Below are 16,939 nucleotides of genomic sequence, written 5' to 3' on the forward strand. Positions count from 1 at the left end.
CACAAGGAGAGAAGATCCATGCAAGAGCATCGCTATGACGTCCTCATCGTCGGCGCCGGTGGCGCCGGCATGCGTGCCGCGATCGAGGCGGGGCCTCGAGCGCGCACCGCTGTGCTGACGAAGCTCTACCCGACGCGCAGCCACACCGGCGCCGCGCAGGGCGGCATGTGCGCCGCCCTCGCGAACGTCGAGGAGGACAACTGGGAGTGGCACACCTTCGACACCGTCAAGGGCGGCGACTACATCGTCGACCAGGACGCGGCCGAGGTCATGTGCAAGGAGGCGATCGACGCCGTCCTCGACCTGGAGAAGATGGGCCTGCCCTTCAACCGCACGCCGGAGGGCAAGATCGACCAGCGCCGCTTCGGCGGCCACACCCGTGACCACGGCAAGAGCCCGGTGCGCCGGTCCTGCTACGCCGCGGACCGCACGGGCCACATGATCCTGCAGACGCTGTACCAGAACTGCGTCAAGAACGACGTCGAGTTCTTCAACGAGTTCTACGCACTGGACCTGTGCCTCTCGGAGAACGAGGCCGGCGAGCAGGTCGCGACCGGCGTCGTCGCCTACGAGCTGGCGACCGGTGAGATCCACGTCTTCCACGCGAAGTCCATCGTGCTCGCCACCGGCGGCTCGGGACGCATGTACAAGACGACGTCGAACGCCCACACCCTCACCGGTGACGGCATGGGCATCGTCTTCCGCAAGGGTCTGCCGCTGGAGGACATGGAGTTCCACCAGTTCCACCCGACGGGTCTGGCCGGGCTGGGCATCCTCATCTCCGAGGCCGTCCGCGGTGAGGGTGGCATCCTGCGCAACGCCGACGGCGAGCGTTTCATGGAGCGCTACGCCCCCACCATCAAGGATCTCGCGCCGCGCGACATCGTCGCCCGCTCGATGGTGCTCGAGGTGCTCGAGGGACGTGGCGCCGGTCCGAACAAGGACTACGTCTACATCGACGTGACCCACCTCGGGGAGGACGTCCTCAACGAGAAGCTGCCGGACATCACCGAGTTCGCCCGCACCTACCTCGGCGTCGACCCGGTGACCGAGTACGTGCCGGTGTTCCCGACGTGCCACTACGCCATGGGCGGCATCCCGACGAACATCAAGGGTGAGGTCCTCGCCGATCCCGACACCGTCGTCAAGGGTCTGTACGCGGCCGGCGAGTGCGCGTGCGTCTCGGTGCACGGCGCGAACCGTCTCGGCACCAACTCGTTGCTCGACATCAATGTGTTCGGGCGCCGCGCGGGCATCTACGCGTCGGAGTACGCCGCCTCGGCCGATCTCGTCCCGCTGCCGGAGAACCCGACCGGCATGGTCGACGAGTGGCTCGAGCTCATCCTGTCCGAGCACGGACACGAGCGTGTCGCCGACATCCGCACGGAGATGCAGGCCTCGATGGACGCCAACGCGTCGGTGTTCCGCACCGAGGAGACGCTGAAGCAGGCGCTCACCGACATCCACGCGCTCAAGGAGCGGTACAACCACATCCGTGTGCAGGACAAGGGGACCCGCTACAACAGCGACCTGCTCGAGGCCATCGAGCTGGGCTTCCTGCTGGAGATGGCGGAGGTCACCGTCGTCGGCGCGTTGAACCGCAAGGAGACCCGCGGCGGTCACGCCCGCGAGGACTACCCCGACCGCGACGACACCAACTACATGCGCCACACCATGGCGTACAAGAAGGGGACCGGCCTGCTCTCCGACATCGAGTTGGGCTGGAAGCCGGTGGTGCAGACCCGATACGAGCCGATGGAGCGCAAGTACTGATGACCGCCACGCCCGACATCGCGTCCGACCCGCGGACCGACGAGCCGCCGTTGCCGCCCGTCCCCGACGAGGCGACGATGGTCACCCTGAAGATCGCCCGGTTCGACCCCGAGAACCCGGACGCGCAGGGCTGGGAGAGCTTCCGGGTGCCGGCACTGCCGACCGACCGCATGCTCAACCTGCTGCTGTACGTGAAGGGCTACCTCGACGGCAGTCTCACGTTCCGTCGCAGCTGCGCGCACGGTGTCTGCGGGTCCGACGCGATGCGGATCAACGGCGTGAACCGTCTGGCCTGCAAGCTCCTCATGAAGGACCTGCTGCCGAAGGACAAGAACAAGGAGATCACCATCACCGTCGAGCCCATCCGTGGGCTGCCGGTGGAGAAGGATCTCGTCGTCGACATGGAGCCCTTCTTCGACGCGTACCGCGCGGTGAAGCCGTTCCTCATGACGAGCGGCAACGAGCCGACCCGCGAGCGCATCCAGAGTCAGAGCGACCGCCACCGGTTCGACGACACCACCAAGTGCATCCTGTGTGCCTGCTGCACCACGAGCTGCCCGGTGTACTGGAACGAGGGCAGCTACTTCGGTCCGGCCGCCATCGTGAACGCACACCGGTTCATCTTCGACAGCCGTGACGAGGGTGCTGCCGAGCGTCTCGACATCCTCAACGGGGTCGACGGCGTGTGGCGCTGCCGCACCACGTTCAACTGCACCGACGCCTGCCCGCGTGGCATCCAGGTGACGCAGGCGATCCAGGAGGTCAAGCGCGCGCTGATGTTCTCGCGCTGACCTCACCGACCCACAGCACCGTCACAGCGCCCGCGCAGTGACGACGCCTACCGTGTCTCGACATGGAGGCCTCGTCGATGCGCGGGCGTCTGTGTGTCCGGGTGACCTCCCTGCTGATGGTGCTCGTCGTCGCCGGCTGTGGAGGGTCCGTGGGACATGAGGTGAGTGAGGACGCGGTCGCGATTCCCGGGGTTGCCGCCACTCCCCCGATGGGATGGAACAGCTGGAACACCTTCGGGTGCGGCGTGACCGAGCAGATCGTGCGCGCACAGGCCGACGCGCTCGTGTCGTCGGGGCTCGCGGCCGCCGGGTACCGCTACGTCGTCGTCGACGACTGCTGGCAGGCGCCGTCCCGGGACCCGTCCGGACGTCTCGTGGCCGCACCCGACCGTTTCCCGTCGGGCATGGACGCGCTCGGTGACTACCTCCACGCGCGGGGTCTGCGGTTCGGGATCTACACCGGCGCCGGGGCCCGGACGTGCGCGCAGCTCAACGGCACCTACCCCGGCGACACGGGCAGTCGGGAACACGAGACGGTCGACGCGCAGACGTTCGCGGCGTGGGGTGTCGACTACGTCAAGGACGACTGGTGCTCCTCCGATGCCGATCCGAGTGCCCAGCGGTCGGCGTTCGTCGCGATGCGCGACGCGATCCGCGCGACCGGACGGCCGATGGTGTTGGCGATCAATCCCAACAGCGGGATCACCGCGACCGACGGCGTCCCGGGAGCCGTGCACGACTGGGGTGGCGTGGCGACGACGACTCGCCTGACCAACGACATCGAATCCGTGTGGCGGTCAGGACAGGACGCCTCGGGTTATCAGGGCATTGCGGACATCGCCGACGCTGCCCGCGATGCCGACGTGACGGTCGGGGCGGGGCGATGGCTCGACCTCGACATGCTGGAGATCGGCGTCGGCGACTCGCTGACCGCTGCCGAGCAGCGCAGCCACCTCGCCCTCTGGGCGATGGCGGCGTCGCCTCTGATCGCCGGCAACGACCTGACCCGGATGAGCACCACGACACGAGATCTGTTGGCGTCGACCGGGATCGTCGCGATCGATCAGGATCCCGCGGGCGCGATGGCCCGCGCGGTCACCTCGGACGGCTGGACCCGTGCCCGCCGACTGGCCGACGGCTCCGTCGCGGTGTCGGTGACGAACCCCGGCGACCAGACGGAGACGATCCCGGTGGACCGTTCGGTCGTCGGCGCGGACGGGACCACGATCGACGTGTGGACGGGCCGCGAGGTCGCCGCCGCCGGGCAGTCCATCACGGTGACGGTGGCCCCACACGACACCGCGGTCCTCCGGATCAGCAGGACGGTCTGACCGGTGCGCGGTAGTCGATGACGCGGATGATCACCGGGTCGGGTGGTGTGGGCGCCGAGGTGTGTTCGGTGAGGATCAGTTCGAGCGAGTGCTCGATATCCGACCATTCCGGTTCGGGTGGTGAGGTGTCGTCGAGGATGCGGTCTGGTCGGTGGAGGTGGTTGGTTCGGGGTGGGTCGGTGGTGCCGTTGGCGACCCACCCGTACTTCCCGCGGTCGGGTCCGTCGAGGATCTTCTCGGTTCGCCAGCCGCCGGGCCCGTCGTGCACGGCGCGGTTGTGTGGCCCGCAGGCCGGGGCGAGATCAGTGATGTCCGTGTTCCCGCCGTCGGCCCAGTCTTGTTCGGCGTGGTGGGCTTCGGTGTGGGAGAACGGCCGCGGGCAGCCGGGTTTGGAGCAGCCGCCGTACTCGGCGAATTTCACGAACCGCTGCGACTCCGACGCGAGCCGCTTGGCCCGCCCGAAGTACAGCGCCTCGCCGGTGTGATCGTCGAACACCGCCAGGTACATCTGCGCCTGTGCGGCGAGCTTCACGACCTCCGACATCGGGAGATCCGTGCCCGTCGTGGTGTGCCCGATCCCCGCCCGCTCGCGGAGTTGGGCTTCGGTGATGGAGACGATGATGTGCGGCGGCAGCCCGCGGTGCGAGGCGCCGTAGAGCCCGCCGTCGGATGCGGCCTGCAGCAGGGCGTGGAAGGCGTCGTGACTGCGTTGCGCTTGAGTCCGGCAATCGCGTGACGCGGCGTCGCGCAACTGATCCTGGTCGATGCCCTCGTCGTGGGCGCCACCCCTGGGTGACTGCTCGTCGTCGGGATTGTTCATGCCCGGTTTGGCCCAGGCCGCGAGCAGAACCTCGAACAGCGCTCGGGTGGTGGGATCGAGGGTGCCCATCAGTGTCGACATGCCCAACGTGTCCTGCGCACCCAGCGACAGGCTGCGGTTGCGGGCGCGATCGCGGTCGTCCGGGAGGTCCCCGTCGGGGTCGAGGTGCGACAAGATCCGGGCGCCGGCGCGGGTGATCTCCCGCGGCGAGTGGTGCCGCGCGATCTCGGCCAGCTGCTCCTCGGCCAGATCCCGCATCTCCGGCGGGGTCGCCGACGGCACCTTGGCCATCACGTCCAGTACGGCGTCGACGTGCTCGTGGCCGAGCGCTCCGTCGGCCATCGCGTCCGCGGTCTCCGGGCAGCGCGGCGGCAGCTTCTCACCGGTCAACGCGTGCATCGCGGCGAGCTGCGTGACCTGCCGCAGCCGCTTGCGCGGATTGGTGATGCGCAGGCGTTGCCCGACGAACTCGTCCAGCTTCACGCACTGCACCGACCGAAAGGCTTCCCGATCCGAGACGTCCAGAATGCGCTGCAGCCCAATCGAACCCATCTTGCGGACTGCGTGCTCATGGGTGATCGCCAACCCGGCGACCTCGAGCTCCGTGCAGGAATCCGACGGCGCTTCGGCGATCTCCTCCAGCAGGGCGTGCAGCGCCGCGTAGTCGTCGATCAGGCTGTTGCTCACCATGCTCCTCCCCGGGGAAAGCTGTACACACATCATAGAACGTGTGTTCGATAGCGGCATTGGTCCGAACAGATGAACTCCGGTAACTCGGTCGTCGTCGACCCGTCCACGATCTGCCGATGCATGCTCCCGCCGAAAGTGGGTCGGACAGGGCAAGATCGTCCCCGACCACCTCGTGACGGCGGAAGGACACGCGTGGCCAGGTACGTCGGCGCGATCGACCAGGGCACCACCAGCACCCGGTTCATGATCTTCGATCACGAGGGCGCCGAGGTGGCGCGTCACCAGCTCGAACACCAGCAGGTGATGCCCCGGGCCGGCTGGGTCGAACACGATCCGGTCGAGATCTGGGAACGCACCTCGTCGGTCCTGCAGACCGCGCTGCGGCGGGCGGGGATCGCCGCCGACGACCTCGCCGCACTGGGCATCACCAACCAGCGCGAGACGACGGTCGTGTGGAACCGTCACACCGGGCGGCCCTACTACAACGCGATCGTCTGGCAGGACACCCGCACCGACCGCATCGCGAAGCAACTCGACAGCGACGGCCACGGTGATCTGATCCGTCGCAGAGCGGGTATCCCGCCGGCGACGTACTTCGCCGCGGGGAAGGTGCAGTGGATCCTCGAGAACGTCGACGGTGTGCGTGCCGACGCCGAGGCGGGGAACGCGATCTTCGGCACCATCGACAGCTGGCTCATCTGGCATCTCACCGGCGGGATCGACGGCGGGGTGCACGTCACCGACGTCACGAACGCCAGCCGCACCATGCTGATGGACCTCGAGACCCTCGACTGGGACGACGAGCTCGTCGCTCTCTTCGACATCCCGCGAGACATGTTGCCGCGCATCGTGTCGTCGTCCCCGACCGAACCGTACGGGCACACCACGCGTACGGGCCCGCTGGCCGCCGAGGTGCCCATCGCGGCCGCGCTGGGCGACCAGCAGGCCGCGATGGTGGGCCAGGTGTGCTTCTCCCCCGGTCAGGCCAAGAACACCTACGGCACCGGCAACTTCCTGCTGCTGAACACCGGTGAGGAGCTCGTCCGCTCCGACAACGGTCTGCTCACGACGGTCTGTTACCGGTTCGGGGACGACAGGCCCGTCTACGCCCTCGAGGGCTCGATCGCCGTCACCGGCTCGGCCGTGCAGTGGCTGCGCGACCAGCTCGGCATCATCTCCGGTGCGGCGCAGAGCGAGTCGCTGGCCCGCGAGGTCCCGGACAACGGTGGCGTGTACTTCGTACCCGCGTTCTCCGGCCTCTTCGCGCCCTACTGGCGGTCGGACGCCCGCGGCGCGATCGTCGGGCTGTCGCGGTTCAACAACAACGCCCACATCGCCCGCGCCACACTGGAGTCGATCTGCTTCCAGAGCCGAGACGTCGCCGACGCCATGTGCAAGGACTCGGGCGTCGAGCTCGAGGTCCTCCGCGTCGACGGTGGCGTCACAGCGAACTCCCTGTGCATGCAGATCCAGTCCGACGTTCTCGGCATCCCGGTGAGCCGACCGGTCGTCGCGGAGACCACCGCTCTCGGCGCCGCCTACGCAGCGGGCCTGTCGGTCGGGTTCTTCTCCGACACCGCGGAACTCGAGTCGCAGTGGCAGGAGGACCGACGGTGGGAGCCCCGGTGGGACGACGACCAGCGCGCCGAGCAGTACGCCCGCTGGCAGAAGGCGGTCACCCGCACCCTGGACTGGGTCGACGTCTGATCCGCCGTCAGCGGGACTCCGCGGGCGGGTCGTCGGTGTCGTCGGCGCGGCGCGCGTCGAGGTCGAACGTGACGTCGATCTGTTCGAACCCCTTGGCGCGCTGCGCCTGCGCCTGCGCGGTGTAGGTCCGGCGGTCGCCCTGGGTCATGACGACGTCGTCGGTGAACGGCGTGAGCAACGCGCGGGGATAGAGCTTTTGCACACGCACGCTGTTGATCTCGGCCGTGAAGACGACCGCGATGGACGTCAGGTACAGGAACGCGAGCAGACCCAGGACCACGGCGAAGACACTGTTGGTCGCGCTCGCGTGGCGGACGACCTGACCGACGTAGACCGCACCGAACGTCTGCAGCAGCTGCCAGATCACCGCCATGACAGCCGCTCCCGGCAACACCTGGCGCAGCCCGAGGTGCCGCGCGGTGCCGATGCGATACCCCAGCGAGAATACGAAGGCGTTGATGACGACCGCCGCGATCGCGAGACCCAGCGTGGAGAACGTCCCGAACCCGTCGACGAAGTTGCCCAGCAGCGACAGGGCGGTGGTCCCCGCCAGCGCGAGCGCCAGGACCGTGAGGAGGCGCAGGCTGCGCCACCGGGAGACGATCGGGTTGCCGCGCTCGTTGCGCGGCACCGACCACATCACGTTCATCGCGTTCTGGGTCGCCTGCCCGACACCGGACCCGCCGTAGAGCGCACCGACGACACCGATGACGACGCCGGCGACGCCCCCGCTCAGCCGCCGCGGCTCTCCGAGCTGGTCGCCGATGATGGGGAACTCGCCGAGCGCCGAGTCGACCAGACGCTGCTGCAGCGACGGGTGGTCGGCGAGGACGACGCCGAGGCCGGTGGTCAGCAGAAGCAGCAGTGGGAACAGCGAGATGAACGCGTAGTACGCGATCAACGCCGCGAGGTACCCGCCCTGGTCGTCGATGAACTTGTAGACGACGGCGACCACGAAGCCCACCCCGCGATTGCGACGCTGCAGCGCGTCGAGGCGTCGGATGACCACGGGACGGGGGACGTCGTTCTCAGTAGTGGTACGTGTCCGACGGCGCCGGCACGTGGTCCGGATCGTCGTAGTCGGCGGCCTGCACCTCGATGCCGTAGGAGCGCGCGAGGTCGATGATCTTCGTCGCGCGGGCGATGCGCGGCAGGTCGGACCCGTTGCGCATCTCACCGCCGTCGCGCTCGAACTCGGCGAAGAACTCACGCGCCCAGGCGATCTCCTCCTGCGACGGGGACAGACCCTCGTTGACGGCGGCGCACTGGTCGGGGGTGAGGCAGATCTTGCCGGTCATGCCGAACTCGCGGCTGACCGCGGTCGCCTCCGACAGGCGCAGCGCCGACGACCCGACGGTCGGGCCGTCGATGGCGCTGGGCAGGTGGGCCGCCTTGGCGGCGATGGTGAACCGCGACCGGGCGTAGGCCAGCGTCGTCGGGTTCTCGCCGAAACCGGTGTCGCGACGGAAGTCGCCGATGCCGAACGCCAGTCGGAACGTCCCCTTCGCCGAGGCGATCTCGCCGATCCGCTCGAGGCCGCGGGCAGTCTCCACCAACGCGACGATGGGCACGCCCGGCAGTCGCTTGGCGGTCTCGGTGACGTGGTCGACGGACTCGACCATCGCCAGCATCACGCCGCCGACGCCCGGTCCCAGCTCCCGCAGGGCGTCGAGATCACCCTCCCACCACTGCGTGCCGAACCCGTTGACGCGGACCCAGTCGGCGTTGCCGTCGGAGATCCATCGCACGACGTTGTCGCGGGCGGCGGCCTTGTCCTTCGGGGCGACGGCGTCCTCGATGTCGAGCACGACGATGTCGGCGCGGGAGTGCGCGGCCGCCTGGAACCGGTCGGGGCCCGCGCCGTTGACCAGCAGCCAGCTGCGGGCGAGGACGGGATCGATACGCGAGCCGATATCGTCGGGCTCGACGTCGGTGTCGGTGATCGGTGGCGGGTTCATCACCCCATATAGTCGCCCACCCGCCACGTGTGAGCAAAAACGCCCGCCGGCACGTGCGGGCCGGCGACGAGAGGCGGCGATGACCAGCGACCAGGATCTGCGGCTCACGGACTTCGCGGTGCACCGACCGATGACGACCCGCTGGGCCGACAACGACATGTACGGCCACCTCAACAACGCCGTGTACTACCAACTCTTCGACACCGCCATCAACGGCTGGCTGGCGGAGACGCTGGCCGCGGCGGGCTCCCCCCTTGACCCCGCCCGCGACACCGTCAACAACGTCGTCGTCGAGTCGGGCTGCCGATTCCTCGCCTCCGTGGCGTTCCCGGAACCGATCGTGGTCGCCCTGGCCGTCGACCGGCTCGGGACCTCGAGCGTCACCTACGACCTCGCGGTGTTCAGCGGCGCCGACGCCCCGCCCGCGGCGCGCGGGCGGTGGGTGCACGTCTACGTCGACACCGAGACCCGCCGACCCGTGCCGATCCCCGACCCCGTGCGCGGCGTCCTCACCCGGGCGATCCGCCCAGCCGACCACCACGACACCGACTCCGACCGAACGGGAGAACGACAGTGAAGATCCGCGCAGCGGTGCTCCAGGAGTCCGGACGCCCGCGTCCGTACGCCGACTCGCGACCGATCGTCGTGGAGGACCTCGACCTCGACGAGCCCGGCCCCCACGAGGTGACGGTTCGTATCGAGGCGGCCGGCGTGTGCCACTCGGACCTGTCCGTCGTCGACGGCAACCGGCCACGCCCGTTGCCGATGGCGCTGGGCCACGAGGCCGCGGGGCGCGTCGTCGCGGTCGGTTCCGACGTCGACGACCTCGAGATCGGCACCCGCGTCGTCATGGCGTTCCTCCCCCGCTGCGGTGACTGCCCGCAGTGCGCCACCGACGGCCGCCTGCCCTGCGGCCCGGGATCGGTCGCGAACAACGCGGGCACCCTCCTCGACGGTGACCGCCGCCTGCATCCCGCCGATCCCGGCGACGACCACGTCGTCCACCACCACCTCGGCGTGTCGGGCTTCGCCGACCACGCCGTCGTCGACCGCCGGTCGGTCACCCCCGTCGGCGACGACGTCCCCCCGGAGGTGGCCGCCGTGCTCGGGTGCGCGGTCCTCACCGGCGGCGGCGCGGTGCTCAACGCGGGCAAGCCCACCGACGGCCAGTCGGTGATGGTCGTCGGACTCGGCGGCGTCGGGATGGCCGCGGTGCTCACCGCACTGTCGCTGCGCACCGGCGACGTCATCGGCGTCGACGCCGTCGACGACAAGCTCGCCACCGCCCGCGACCTCGGTGCGACCGCGACGTACACGCCCGCCGAGGTGGCCGAGCAGGGCATCACCGCGGACGTGGTGATCGAGGCCGCGGGCAACGCCCGGGCGTTCGAGACCGCGGTCGCGGCCACGGCACCCGGCGGCATCTGCGTCACCGTCGGACTGCCCGCGCCCGACGCGCGGTCCTCCATCTCGCCGCTGGCCCTCGTCGCGGGTGCGCGCACGATCGTCGGCAGCTACCTCGGGTCGGCGGTCCCGTCCCGCGACATCCCCGTCTACGCCGACCTGTGGCGCCAGGGGCGGCTGCCCGTCGAGAAGCTGGTGTCCGCGCGGATCGGGCTCGACGACGTCAACGCCGCGATGGACTCACTCGCCGACGGGGCGGCGATCCGCCAGGTGATCCTCTTCGACTGACCCCGCCTCGGACGGGGTGGACCCGGGGGTCGCCTGCCGCTTGTGCAGACGGCTGCGGACGACCAGCGCCACGATCGCCAGCACGACGACGCCGATGAGGATCTCCGAGGCGTACCCCAGGCTGCTCTCGACGGTCTTGTACGACGACCCCGCCACGTAGCCGAGGCTCGCGACAGCGCTCGCCCAGATGGCGCCACCGATCGCGTTGGCGATGACGAAGGTGCGCAACCGCATCCCCGACATCCCCGCCAGACCCGGCATGAGGGCCCGCAACGCCGCGATCCACCGGCCGACGAGGACGGCGATCGCACCGCGCTTGCGCAGTTCCTCGCGACCGCGGTCGACGTGCTCGGGCTTGACGAGCCGTTCGGGCAGCTTCGCGAGCAGGACCGTCCCCCAGCGTCGACCCACCTCGAAGCCGACGAAGTCACCGATGACCGCGCCGGCGATGGCCACGACGAGCACCTCCCAGAGCTCGAGTCGGCCGCCGCTGGCGATCACGCCCGCGATGAGCACGGCGATCTCGCCCGGGATCACCACGCCGACGAAGATCGACGCCTCCAGCGCGGGGAACAGGAACGCCATCACCAGGGCCACCCACGGGGGCAGGCCGAGCAGCCACTGGACCAGTGCATCGATCACGCGTGAACGATAGTCGCGTGATCGACGCACTCGGCGTGGGCAACTGATTTCGTCGTCGTGTTACCGACAGGCAAACAATTTCGTCATCGATCGGCGCAGAGACAGCAGAAAACGTATCTTCACTGCCATGGCCGTATCGGTGCACACGCAGACCTCCCCGGGGGACAAGGGGCTGCAGGCCGGCGCGCTCGGGCTCGTCGGGAACGTGGTCATCGGGCTGTCCGCGGTGGCGCCGGCCTACAGCCTCGCCGCGACTCTCGGCTACGTGGTCGCGCAGGTCCACACCAAGGCACCTGCGATGTTCGTCATCGCGTTCATCCCTATGCTCCTCATCGCCTTCGCCTACCGCGAGCTCGGCCGGGACACCCCGGACTGCGGCACCACCTTCACCTGGGCGACCAAGGCCTTCGGCCCCTGGATCGGGTGGATGGGCGGCTGGGGGCTCGCCGTCTCGGCCATCATCGTGCTCGCCAACGTGGCCGAGATCGCCGCCGTCTACCTGTTCGAGTTCCTCCACCTCGACGGTCTCGCGGAGAACCTCTGGGTCAAGGTGGCCGTCGGCAGCCTGCTCATCGTCGCGATGACGTGGGTGTCGATCCGCGGGATCGTCATCAGCGAGCGGATGCAGAACGTCCTCATCGCCGTGCAGTTCGGCGTGCTGATCGTCGCGAGCGTGGTCGCCCTGGTGAAGGTCGCCACCGACACCGCGGGGCCGCAGGCGATCTCGCCCAGCTGGAGCTGGCTGTGGCCGAGCGGTGTCTCGTCGTCGGAACTGGCCGCCGCGGTGATCCTCTGCATCTTCATCTACTGGGGCTGGGACGCCTGCCTCGCGGTCGGCGAGGAGACCCGCGACGCCGAACGCACGCCCGGGCGGGCCGCGGTGCTGACCACCCTGATCCTGGTGTGCACCTACGTGCTGGTCGCCTACGCCGTGCAGTCGTTCGCCGGGTTCGGTGACACCGGTATCGGGTTGAACAATCCGGACAACGCCGACGACGTGCTGACGATCCTCGGCGGGCCCGTCGGGGGGATCGTGATGTCGTCGGCGCTGCTGCTCACCGTGAGCATCTCCGCGCTCTCCTCGACCCAGTCGACGATCCTTCCGACCGCACGCGGCACCCTCTCGATGGCCGTATACGAGGCCCTTCCCCGCCGCTTCGCCCGCATCCACCCGCGCTACATGACACCCGCGTTCGGGACGGCGGTGATGGGCGGTGCGGCGCTGATGTTCTACCTCGTCCTGTCGCTGGTCAGCCAGAACACCCTCGGCGACTCGGTGGCCTCGCTGGGCCTGGCGGTCGCCTTCTACTACGGCGTGACCGCCTATGCGTGCGTCTGGTACTTCCGCCGCACGCTCCTGCACTCCGCGCGGAACCTGTTCATGCGCGGCGTCTTCCCGCTGCTCGGCGGGATCGCGATGACGTGGGCGTTCATCCAGAGCGCCACCGACATGATCGCCCCCGACTACGGCTCGACCTCGGTCGGCGGGGTCGGCGGGGTGTTCATCATGGGCGTCGGCATGCTGGTGCTCGGGATCCCGCTGATGCTGCTGTGCGTCGCCGGGGGCCGCGACTTCTTCCGGGGGCGGACCCTGACCGCGACGACCGAGGTGAAGGTGCCCGATGTCCCCTGACACCACCGGCGACCGTCCCCGCATCGTCGTCGGGTACCTGGCGACCCCGTCGGGCGCCGACGGCGTCGAGCTGGGCGTCTCGCTCGCCCGGGCGGTCGGCGGCACCCTCGACCTCGTGTGCGTCGTCCGCGAGGAGGAACCCGACGGCACCCCGGGTCGCGCGCCGTACCAGCGACTCCTCGTCGACCGCGCGCACCGGTGGCTCGCCGACGGCGAGCGGATCGTGGACGGGCGCGTGCCGGTGACGACCCATGCGCCGGTCGCGGACTCCTTCACCGGCGGTCTCCTCGAGACGGCCACGACGCTCGACGCGGCGATGATCGTGGTCGGCGCGACCCGTGACGGGATCATCGGCCGTCACTCGTTGGGGTCGATCAGTTCCGAACTGCTGCACTGCGCCACGCTGCCCGTCGCGCTCGCACCGCGTGGTCACGCCGAGCGGGCGGACACCCGTCTCGACACGGTGACCGTCGCCGTGCCCGCCGCCCCGCGCGGCGACGACCCGCTGCCCGTCGCCGCCGACCTGGCCCGTCGAGCCGGTCTAGCGATGCGACTGGTCTGCCTGGTCTCCGCCGACGAGCACGGCGACATCGACGCCGTGGAGTCGGCGCAGACGCGACGCCGTCAGATCGCCGCGGCCCGGGCGGCTCTCGAGGACGCCCGTGACCGGCTCGGTGCGTCCGCCGACATCGACGCACTCGTCGGCGACGGTGACACGCTCGAGGACGCGGTGACGAGTCTGCGGTTCGGTGACGGCGACCTGCTGGTGGTGGGGTCGTCCCGTCTGGGTCCACCGAGCCGGGTCTTCCTCGGCTCCACGGCATCCCGGATCCTGCGCAGCACCACCGCGCCGATCCTCGTGGTGCCCAAGTCCGACGGGGCGGGGTCCGATGAGGCGGGGTCCGACGGGGGCGCCTGACTCAGCTGTCGAAGCCGAGTCCGACCGCGTCCATCGCCCGCAGCCACACCCCGCGACGTCCGCGGTCCCGGTCCGCGCGGGCGAACGCCCGCCGCGTGAGCGTGATCCCGATCCAGCGCAGCGGCTCCGGCGGGAACGGCAACGGCCGGGTCCGGACCATCGACAGGCGCGTGCGCTCGGTGTCCCTGCCGTCGACGAGGTCCAGCGCCACCCGGGCACCGAAGTGCGAGGCCCCCACGCCGAGTCCGGTGAACCCGAGCACGGACACGACCCGCCCACCGAGGGCCCGGTCCCAGAACGCGCAGAACCGCGAACACGTGTCGATGGCCCCACCCCAGGCGTGGCTGATCCCGACGCCGTCGAGCGCCGGGAACATCTCCACGAGATGGTCGGCGAGCAGGGCGAACTCGTCGTCGGCGACGTGGTGGCGCGGGTCGTCGTCGGATCCGAAGTGGTACACCGCGTCCCACCCGCCGAACAGCACCCTGTCGTCGACGGTGCGCCGGATGTAGTGGAAGCGGTTGCCGACGTCGGCGAGTCCCTCCCGACCCGACCACCCGATCGCGGTGAGCTGCTCGGGGGTCAGCGGCTCGGTCATCAGGGCGTAGTCGAACACGGGGACCACCGAGAGGCGGTTCCGTCGCAGGAGCGGCCGCGCCGCGGCGGTGGCGAGCACGACACGGTCCGCGGTGACGACGCCGCCGTCGCAGACCGCGCGGACCCCGCGCCGCCGGTCGCGGCGGACCCGAGAGACGGGTGTGTGTTCGTGCACGGTCACGCCCAGGCGTTCCGCCGCGTCCGCGAGCCCCCACGCGAGCTTCGCGGGGTCGACGAGGGCGACCGTCGGATCGTGGGACGAGGCCACCACCATCGGCGACCGGATGTCCGCGGCGGTGTCGCCGGCACGGCGGACCGTCACGTCGATCCCGAGTTCGCGCGCGGTCCGCGCCTGGTCCTCGAGATCGGCGACCTGCCAGTCGAAGGTCGCGACGTCGAGTTCTCCGACCCGCTCGAACGCGGCGTCGATCGCCAGCCGGTCCAGCGCCGCCTCGATGGCGTCGAGCGTCTCGACGCCCAACCGCACCAGCGTCGGCATCTCGTCGGCGAAGCGCGCCACGCCGTTCGCGAGGCCGTGGGTGATGCTCGCCGCGCAGAACCCGCCGTTGCGGCCGCTCGCACCGTCGGCGATCTGGCCGCCCTCGAGCAGGACCACACGCCGCGACGGATCCTCCTCCGCCGCCTGCACGGCCGTCCACAACCCGGTGAACCCGCCCCCGACGACGAGGAGGTCACAGTCGAGGTCGCCGGCGAGGGACGGTCGCGCCGACGGTCTCTCCGGGCGGTCGAGCCAGTACGGCTCGCGGCGGGCACCGGCGACCATCGCCTGCCCACGCTCGGTCGGCCGCTCGATCCACACGGGGGCGTCGACGGCCGGACTCCGGACGGTCATCGCCCGGGCAGCGTGAACACCGAGCGGTGCCATTCCTTCGCGGCCACCCCGGTGATGTCGCTCATCACGTGCTTGATCGACAGGTACTCCTCGAGCGAGTACGCCGACATGTCCTTGCCGAAGCCCGATGCGCCGAACCCGCCGTGGGGCATCTCGCTGATGATCGGGATGTGGTCGTTGATCCACACGCAGCCGGCGTGGATCTCACGAGACGCCCGTTGGGCGAGATAGACGTCCCGGGTCCACGCCGACGCCGCGAGCCCGTAGTCGGTGTCGTTGGCGCGGCGCAGGGCGTCGTCGACATCGGTGAAGGTCGACACCGTGAGCACCGGTCCGAACACCTCGTCGCGGTAGATCTCGCTGTGCTCGTCGACGCCGTCGATCAGGGTCGGCGGGTAGAACGCGCCGGGGCCGTCGGGAACCGTTCCGCCGGTGACGATCCGGGCGCCGGCCGCGGCAGCACGGTCGACCATCCCGGCGATCTTGTCCCGGTGCCGGTGCGACACCACCGGACCCATGTCGGTGGCGGGGTCGGTCGGGTCCCCGACCCGGACGGCCGCCATGAGTTCGGCGACGCCGGCGACGAAGTCGTCGTGCAGCTCGGGCGCCACGATCGCCCGCGTCGCAGCCGTGCAGTCCTGGCCGGAGTTGATCAGGGCCCCAGCGACGGCACCGTGCACCGCGGCGTCGAGATCGGCGTCGGCGAAGACGACGAAGGGCGCCTTGCCGCCGAGTTCGAGCTGTACGCGTGTGCCCCGGGCCGCGGCATTCGCCATGACCTGGCGGCCGACGGCGGTCGACCCGGTGAACGTGACGACATCCGCGCCCGGGTGCCCCGAGATCGCCGCGCCCACCTCCGGTCCGGTCCCGGTCAGCACGGAGAACACGCCGTCCGGGATGCCCGCCTCGGTCGCCAGCCGGGCCAGGGTGAGCGTGGTCAGCGGTGTGATCTCGGCCGGTTTCAGCACGACCGCACACCCGGCCGCCAGCGCGGGCATCACCTTCCAGATCGCCATGCCCAGCGGGTAGTTCCACGGTGTCACGGTGCCGACCACCCCGGCCGCCTCCCGACGGATCGACGACGTGTGGTCGGCCGAGTACTCCGCGGTCGCCTTGCCCTCGAGCAGCCGCGCCGCGCCCGCGAAGAACGCCGTCGTGTCCACCGCACCGGGTACGTCGAAATCGGTCGCCAGGCGCGTCGTCTTGCCGGTCTGCGCGACCTCGTCGGCGACGAGTTCGGAGGTGGCTCCCTCGATGCGACGGGCGAGTTCGGCGAGCACCCCCGCCCGCTCCGCGGGCGTGACACCGCCCCACCCCGGTTGCGCGGCGCGCGCCTGCGCCATCGCCTCGTCCACGTCGGCGGCGGTGGCAAGGCGCATGGTCGCCACGACCTCGTCGGTCGCGGGGTTCACCACCTGGTGTTCGGGCCCGTCGGTGCTGCGGGAGGCCCCGGACATCCAACTGGAGGCAACGGTGTTCGGCATGGGCCGAGTGTAGGTGATGACGACGAAATCCTCTCGATATCGACCGCTC

At 70.1% G+C, this 16,939-nt stretch carries 14 protein-coding genes; 8 read left to right on the top strand and 6 right to left on the bottom strand.

What is annotated here, in order from left to right; genetic code table 11:
• Positions 1-18: 18 nt before the first annotated feature.
• The 3 genes from sdhA to LX12_RS07675 all read left to right on the top strand — a co-directional run bounded on the left by sdhA (position 19) and on the right by LX12_RS07675 (position 3,895).
• Positions 19-1,773 carry a succinate dehydrogenase flavoprotein subunit gene (gene sdhA / locus LX12_RS07665; protein ID WP_253653957.1) on the top strand — a complete coding sequence of 585 codons (1,755 nt, stop codon included), beginning with the start codon at positions 19-21 and terminating at the stop codon, positions 1,771-1,773.
• Positions 1,773-2,564 carry a succinate dehydrogenase iron-sulfur subunit gene (locus tag LX12_RS07670; protein ID WP_253653958.1) on the top strand — a complete coding sequence of 264 codons (792 nt, stop codon included), beginning with the start codon at positions 1,773-1,775 and terminating at the stop codon, positions 2,562-2,564. Before sdhA ends, LX12_RS07670 begins: the two co-directional genes overlap by 1 nt.
• Before the next feature lie 62 nt (positions 2,565-2,626).
• Entirely contained in the window at positions 2,627-3,895 is a 1,269-nt protein-coding gene (locus LX12_RS07675) for a glycoside hydrolase family 27 protein (RefSeq protein ID WP_253653959.1), read from the top strand.
• On the opposite strand, the gene LX12_RS07680 is transcribed toward LX12_RS07675, so the two are convergent.
• On the bottom strand, positions 3,879-5,405 hold the full coding sequence (locus tag LX12_RS07680; protein WP_253653960.1) for an HNH endonuclease signature motif containing protein: 1,527 nt from the start codon (positions 5,403-5,405) through the stop codon (positions 3,879-3,881). The two genes, LX12_RS07675 and LX12_RS07680, sit on opposite strands and share 17 nt — an antisense overlap.
• Before the next feature lie 192 nt (positions 5,406-5,597).
• Here LX12_RS07680 and glpK point away from each other — a divergent pair, with 192 nt between their 5' ends.
• Positions 5,598-7,112 carry a glycerol kinase GlpK gene (gene glpK / locus LX12_RS07685; protein ID WP_308213983.1) on the top strand — a complete coding sequence of 505 codons (1,515 nt, stop codon included), beginning with the start codon at positions 5,598-5,600 and terminating at the stop codon, positions 7,110-7,112.
• A gap of 7 nt (positions 7,113-7,119) precedes the next feature.
• On the opposite strand, the gene LX12_RS07690 is transcribed toward glpK, so the two are convergent.
• Both LX12_RS07690 and LX12_RS07695 read right to left on the bottom strand, forming a co-directional pair.
• Positions 7,120-8,121 carry a YihY/virulence factor BrkB family protein gene (locus LX12_RS07690; protein ID WP_253653961.1) on the bottom strand — a complete coding sequence of 334 codons (1,002 nt, stop codon included), beginning with the start codon at positions 8,119-8,121 and terminating at the stop codon, positions 7,120-7,122.
• A 19-nt stretch (positions 8,122-8,140) separates the two neighbouring features.
• Entirely contained in the window at positions 8,141-9,070 is a 930-nt protein-coding gene (locus LX12_RS07695; RefSeq protein ID WP_253653962.1) for an HpcH/HpaI aldolase/citrate lyase family protein, read from the bottom strand.
• A 79-nt stretch (positions 9,071-9,149) separates the two neighbouring features.
• Between LX12_RS07695 and LX12_RS07700 the strand changes: the two genes are divergently transcribed.
• Positions 9,150-9,647: an acyl-CoA thioesterase gene (locus LX12_RS07700; RefSeq protein ID WP_253653963.1), complete on the top strand. Its 498-nt coding sequence runs from the start codon at positions 9,150-9,152 to the stop codon at positions 9,645-9,647.
• A complete protein-coding gene (locus LX12_RS07705) occupies positions 9,644-10,762 on the top strand; it encodes an alcohol dehydrogenase catalytic domain-containing protein (protein WP_253653964.1) in 1,119 nt (372 codons plus the stop codon). Before LX12_RS07700 ends, LX12_RS07705 begins: the two co-directional genes overlap by 4 nt.
• Here LX12_RS07705 and LX12_RS07710 read toward each other — a convergent pair.
• On the bottom strand, positions 10,715-11,404 hold the full coding sequence (locus tag LX12_RS07710) for a DedA family protein (protein ID WP_253653965.1): 690 nt from the start codon (positions 11,402-11,404) through the stop codon (positions 10,715-10,717). The genes LX12_RS07705 and LX12_RS07710 overlap by 48 nt on opposite strands.
• A gap of 127 nt (positions 11,405-11,531) precedes the next feature.
• Between LX12_RS07710 and LX12_RS07715 the strand changes: the two genes are divergently transcribed.
• Together LX12_RS07715 and LX12_RS07720 are read left to right on the top strand one after the other, a co-directional pair.
• Positions 11,532-13,037 carry an APC family permease gene (locus tag LX12_RS07715; protein ID WP_253653966.1) on the top strand — a complete coding sequence of 502 codons (1,506 nt, stop codon included), beginning with the start codon at positions 11,532-11,534 and terminating at the stop codon, positions 13,035-13,037.
• Complete coding sequence (locus LX12_RS07720; protein WP_253653967.1) at positions 13,027-13,956, top strand: universal stress protein; 930 nt, start codon at positions 13,027-13,029, stop codon at positions 13,954-13,956. Before LX12_RS07715 ends, LX12_RS07720 begins: the two co-directional genes overlap by 11 nt.
• A gap of 1 nt (position 13,957) precedes the next feature.
• Here LX12_RS07720 and LX12_RS07725 read toward each other — a convergent pair whose 3' ends face one another.
• Complete coding sequence (locus LX12_RS07725; RefSeq protein ID WP_253653968.1) at positions 13,958-15,406, bottom strand: NAD(P)/FAD-dependent oxidoreductase; 1,449 nt, start codon at positions 15,404-15,406, stop codon at positions 13,958-13,960.
• On the bottom strand, positions 15,403-16,890 hold the full coding sequence (locus tag LX12_RS07730) for a gamma-aminobutyraldehyde dehydrogenase (protein WP_253653969.1): 1,488 nt from the start codon (positions 16,888-16,890) through the stop codon (positions 15,403-15,405). Before LX12_RS07730 ends, LX12_RS07725 begins: the two co-directional genes overlap by 4 nt.
• Positions 16,891-16,939 lie beyond the last annotated feature (49 nt).

This window comes from Williamsia serinedens, from assembly GCF_024171725.1.
In the GTDB taxonomy this organism is placed as follows: Bacteria; Actinomycetota; Actinomycetes; order Mycobacteriales; family Mycobacteriaceae; genus Williamsia_A; species Williamsia_A serinedens.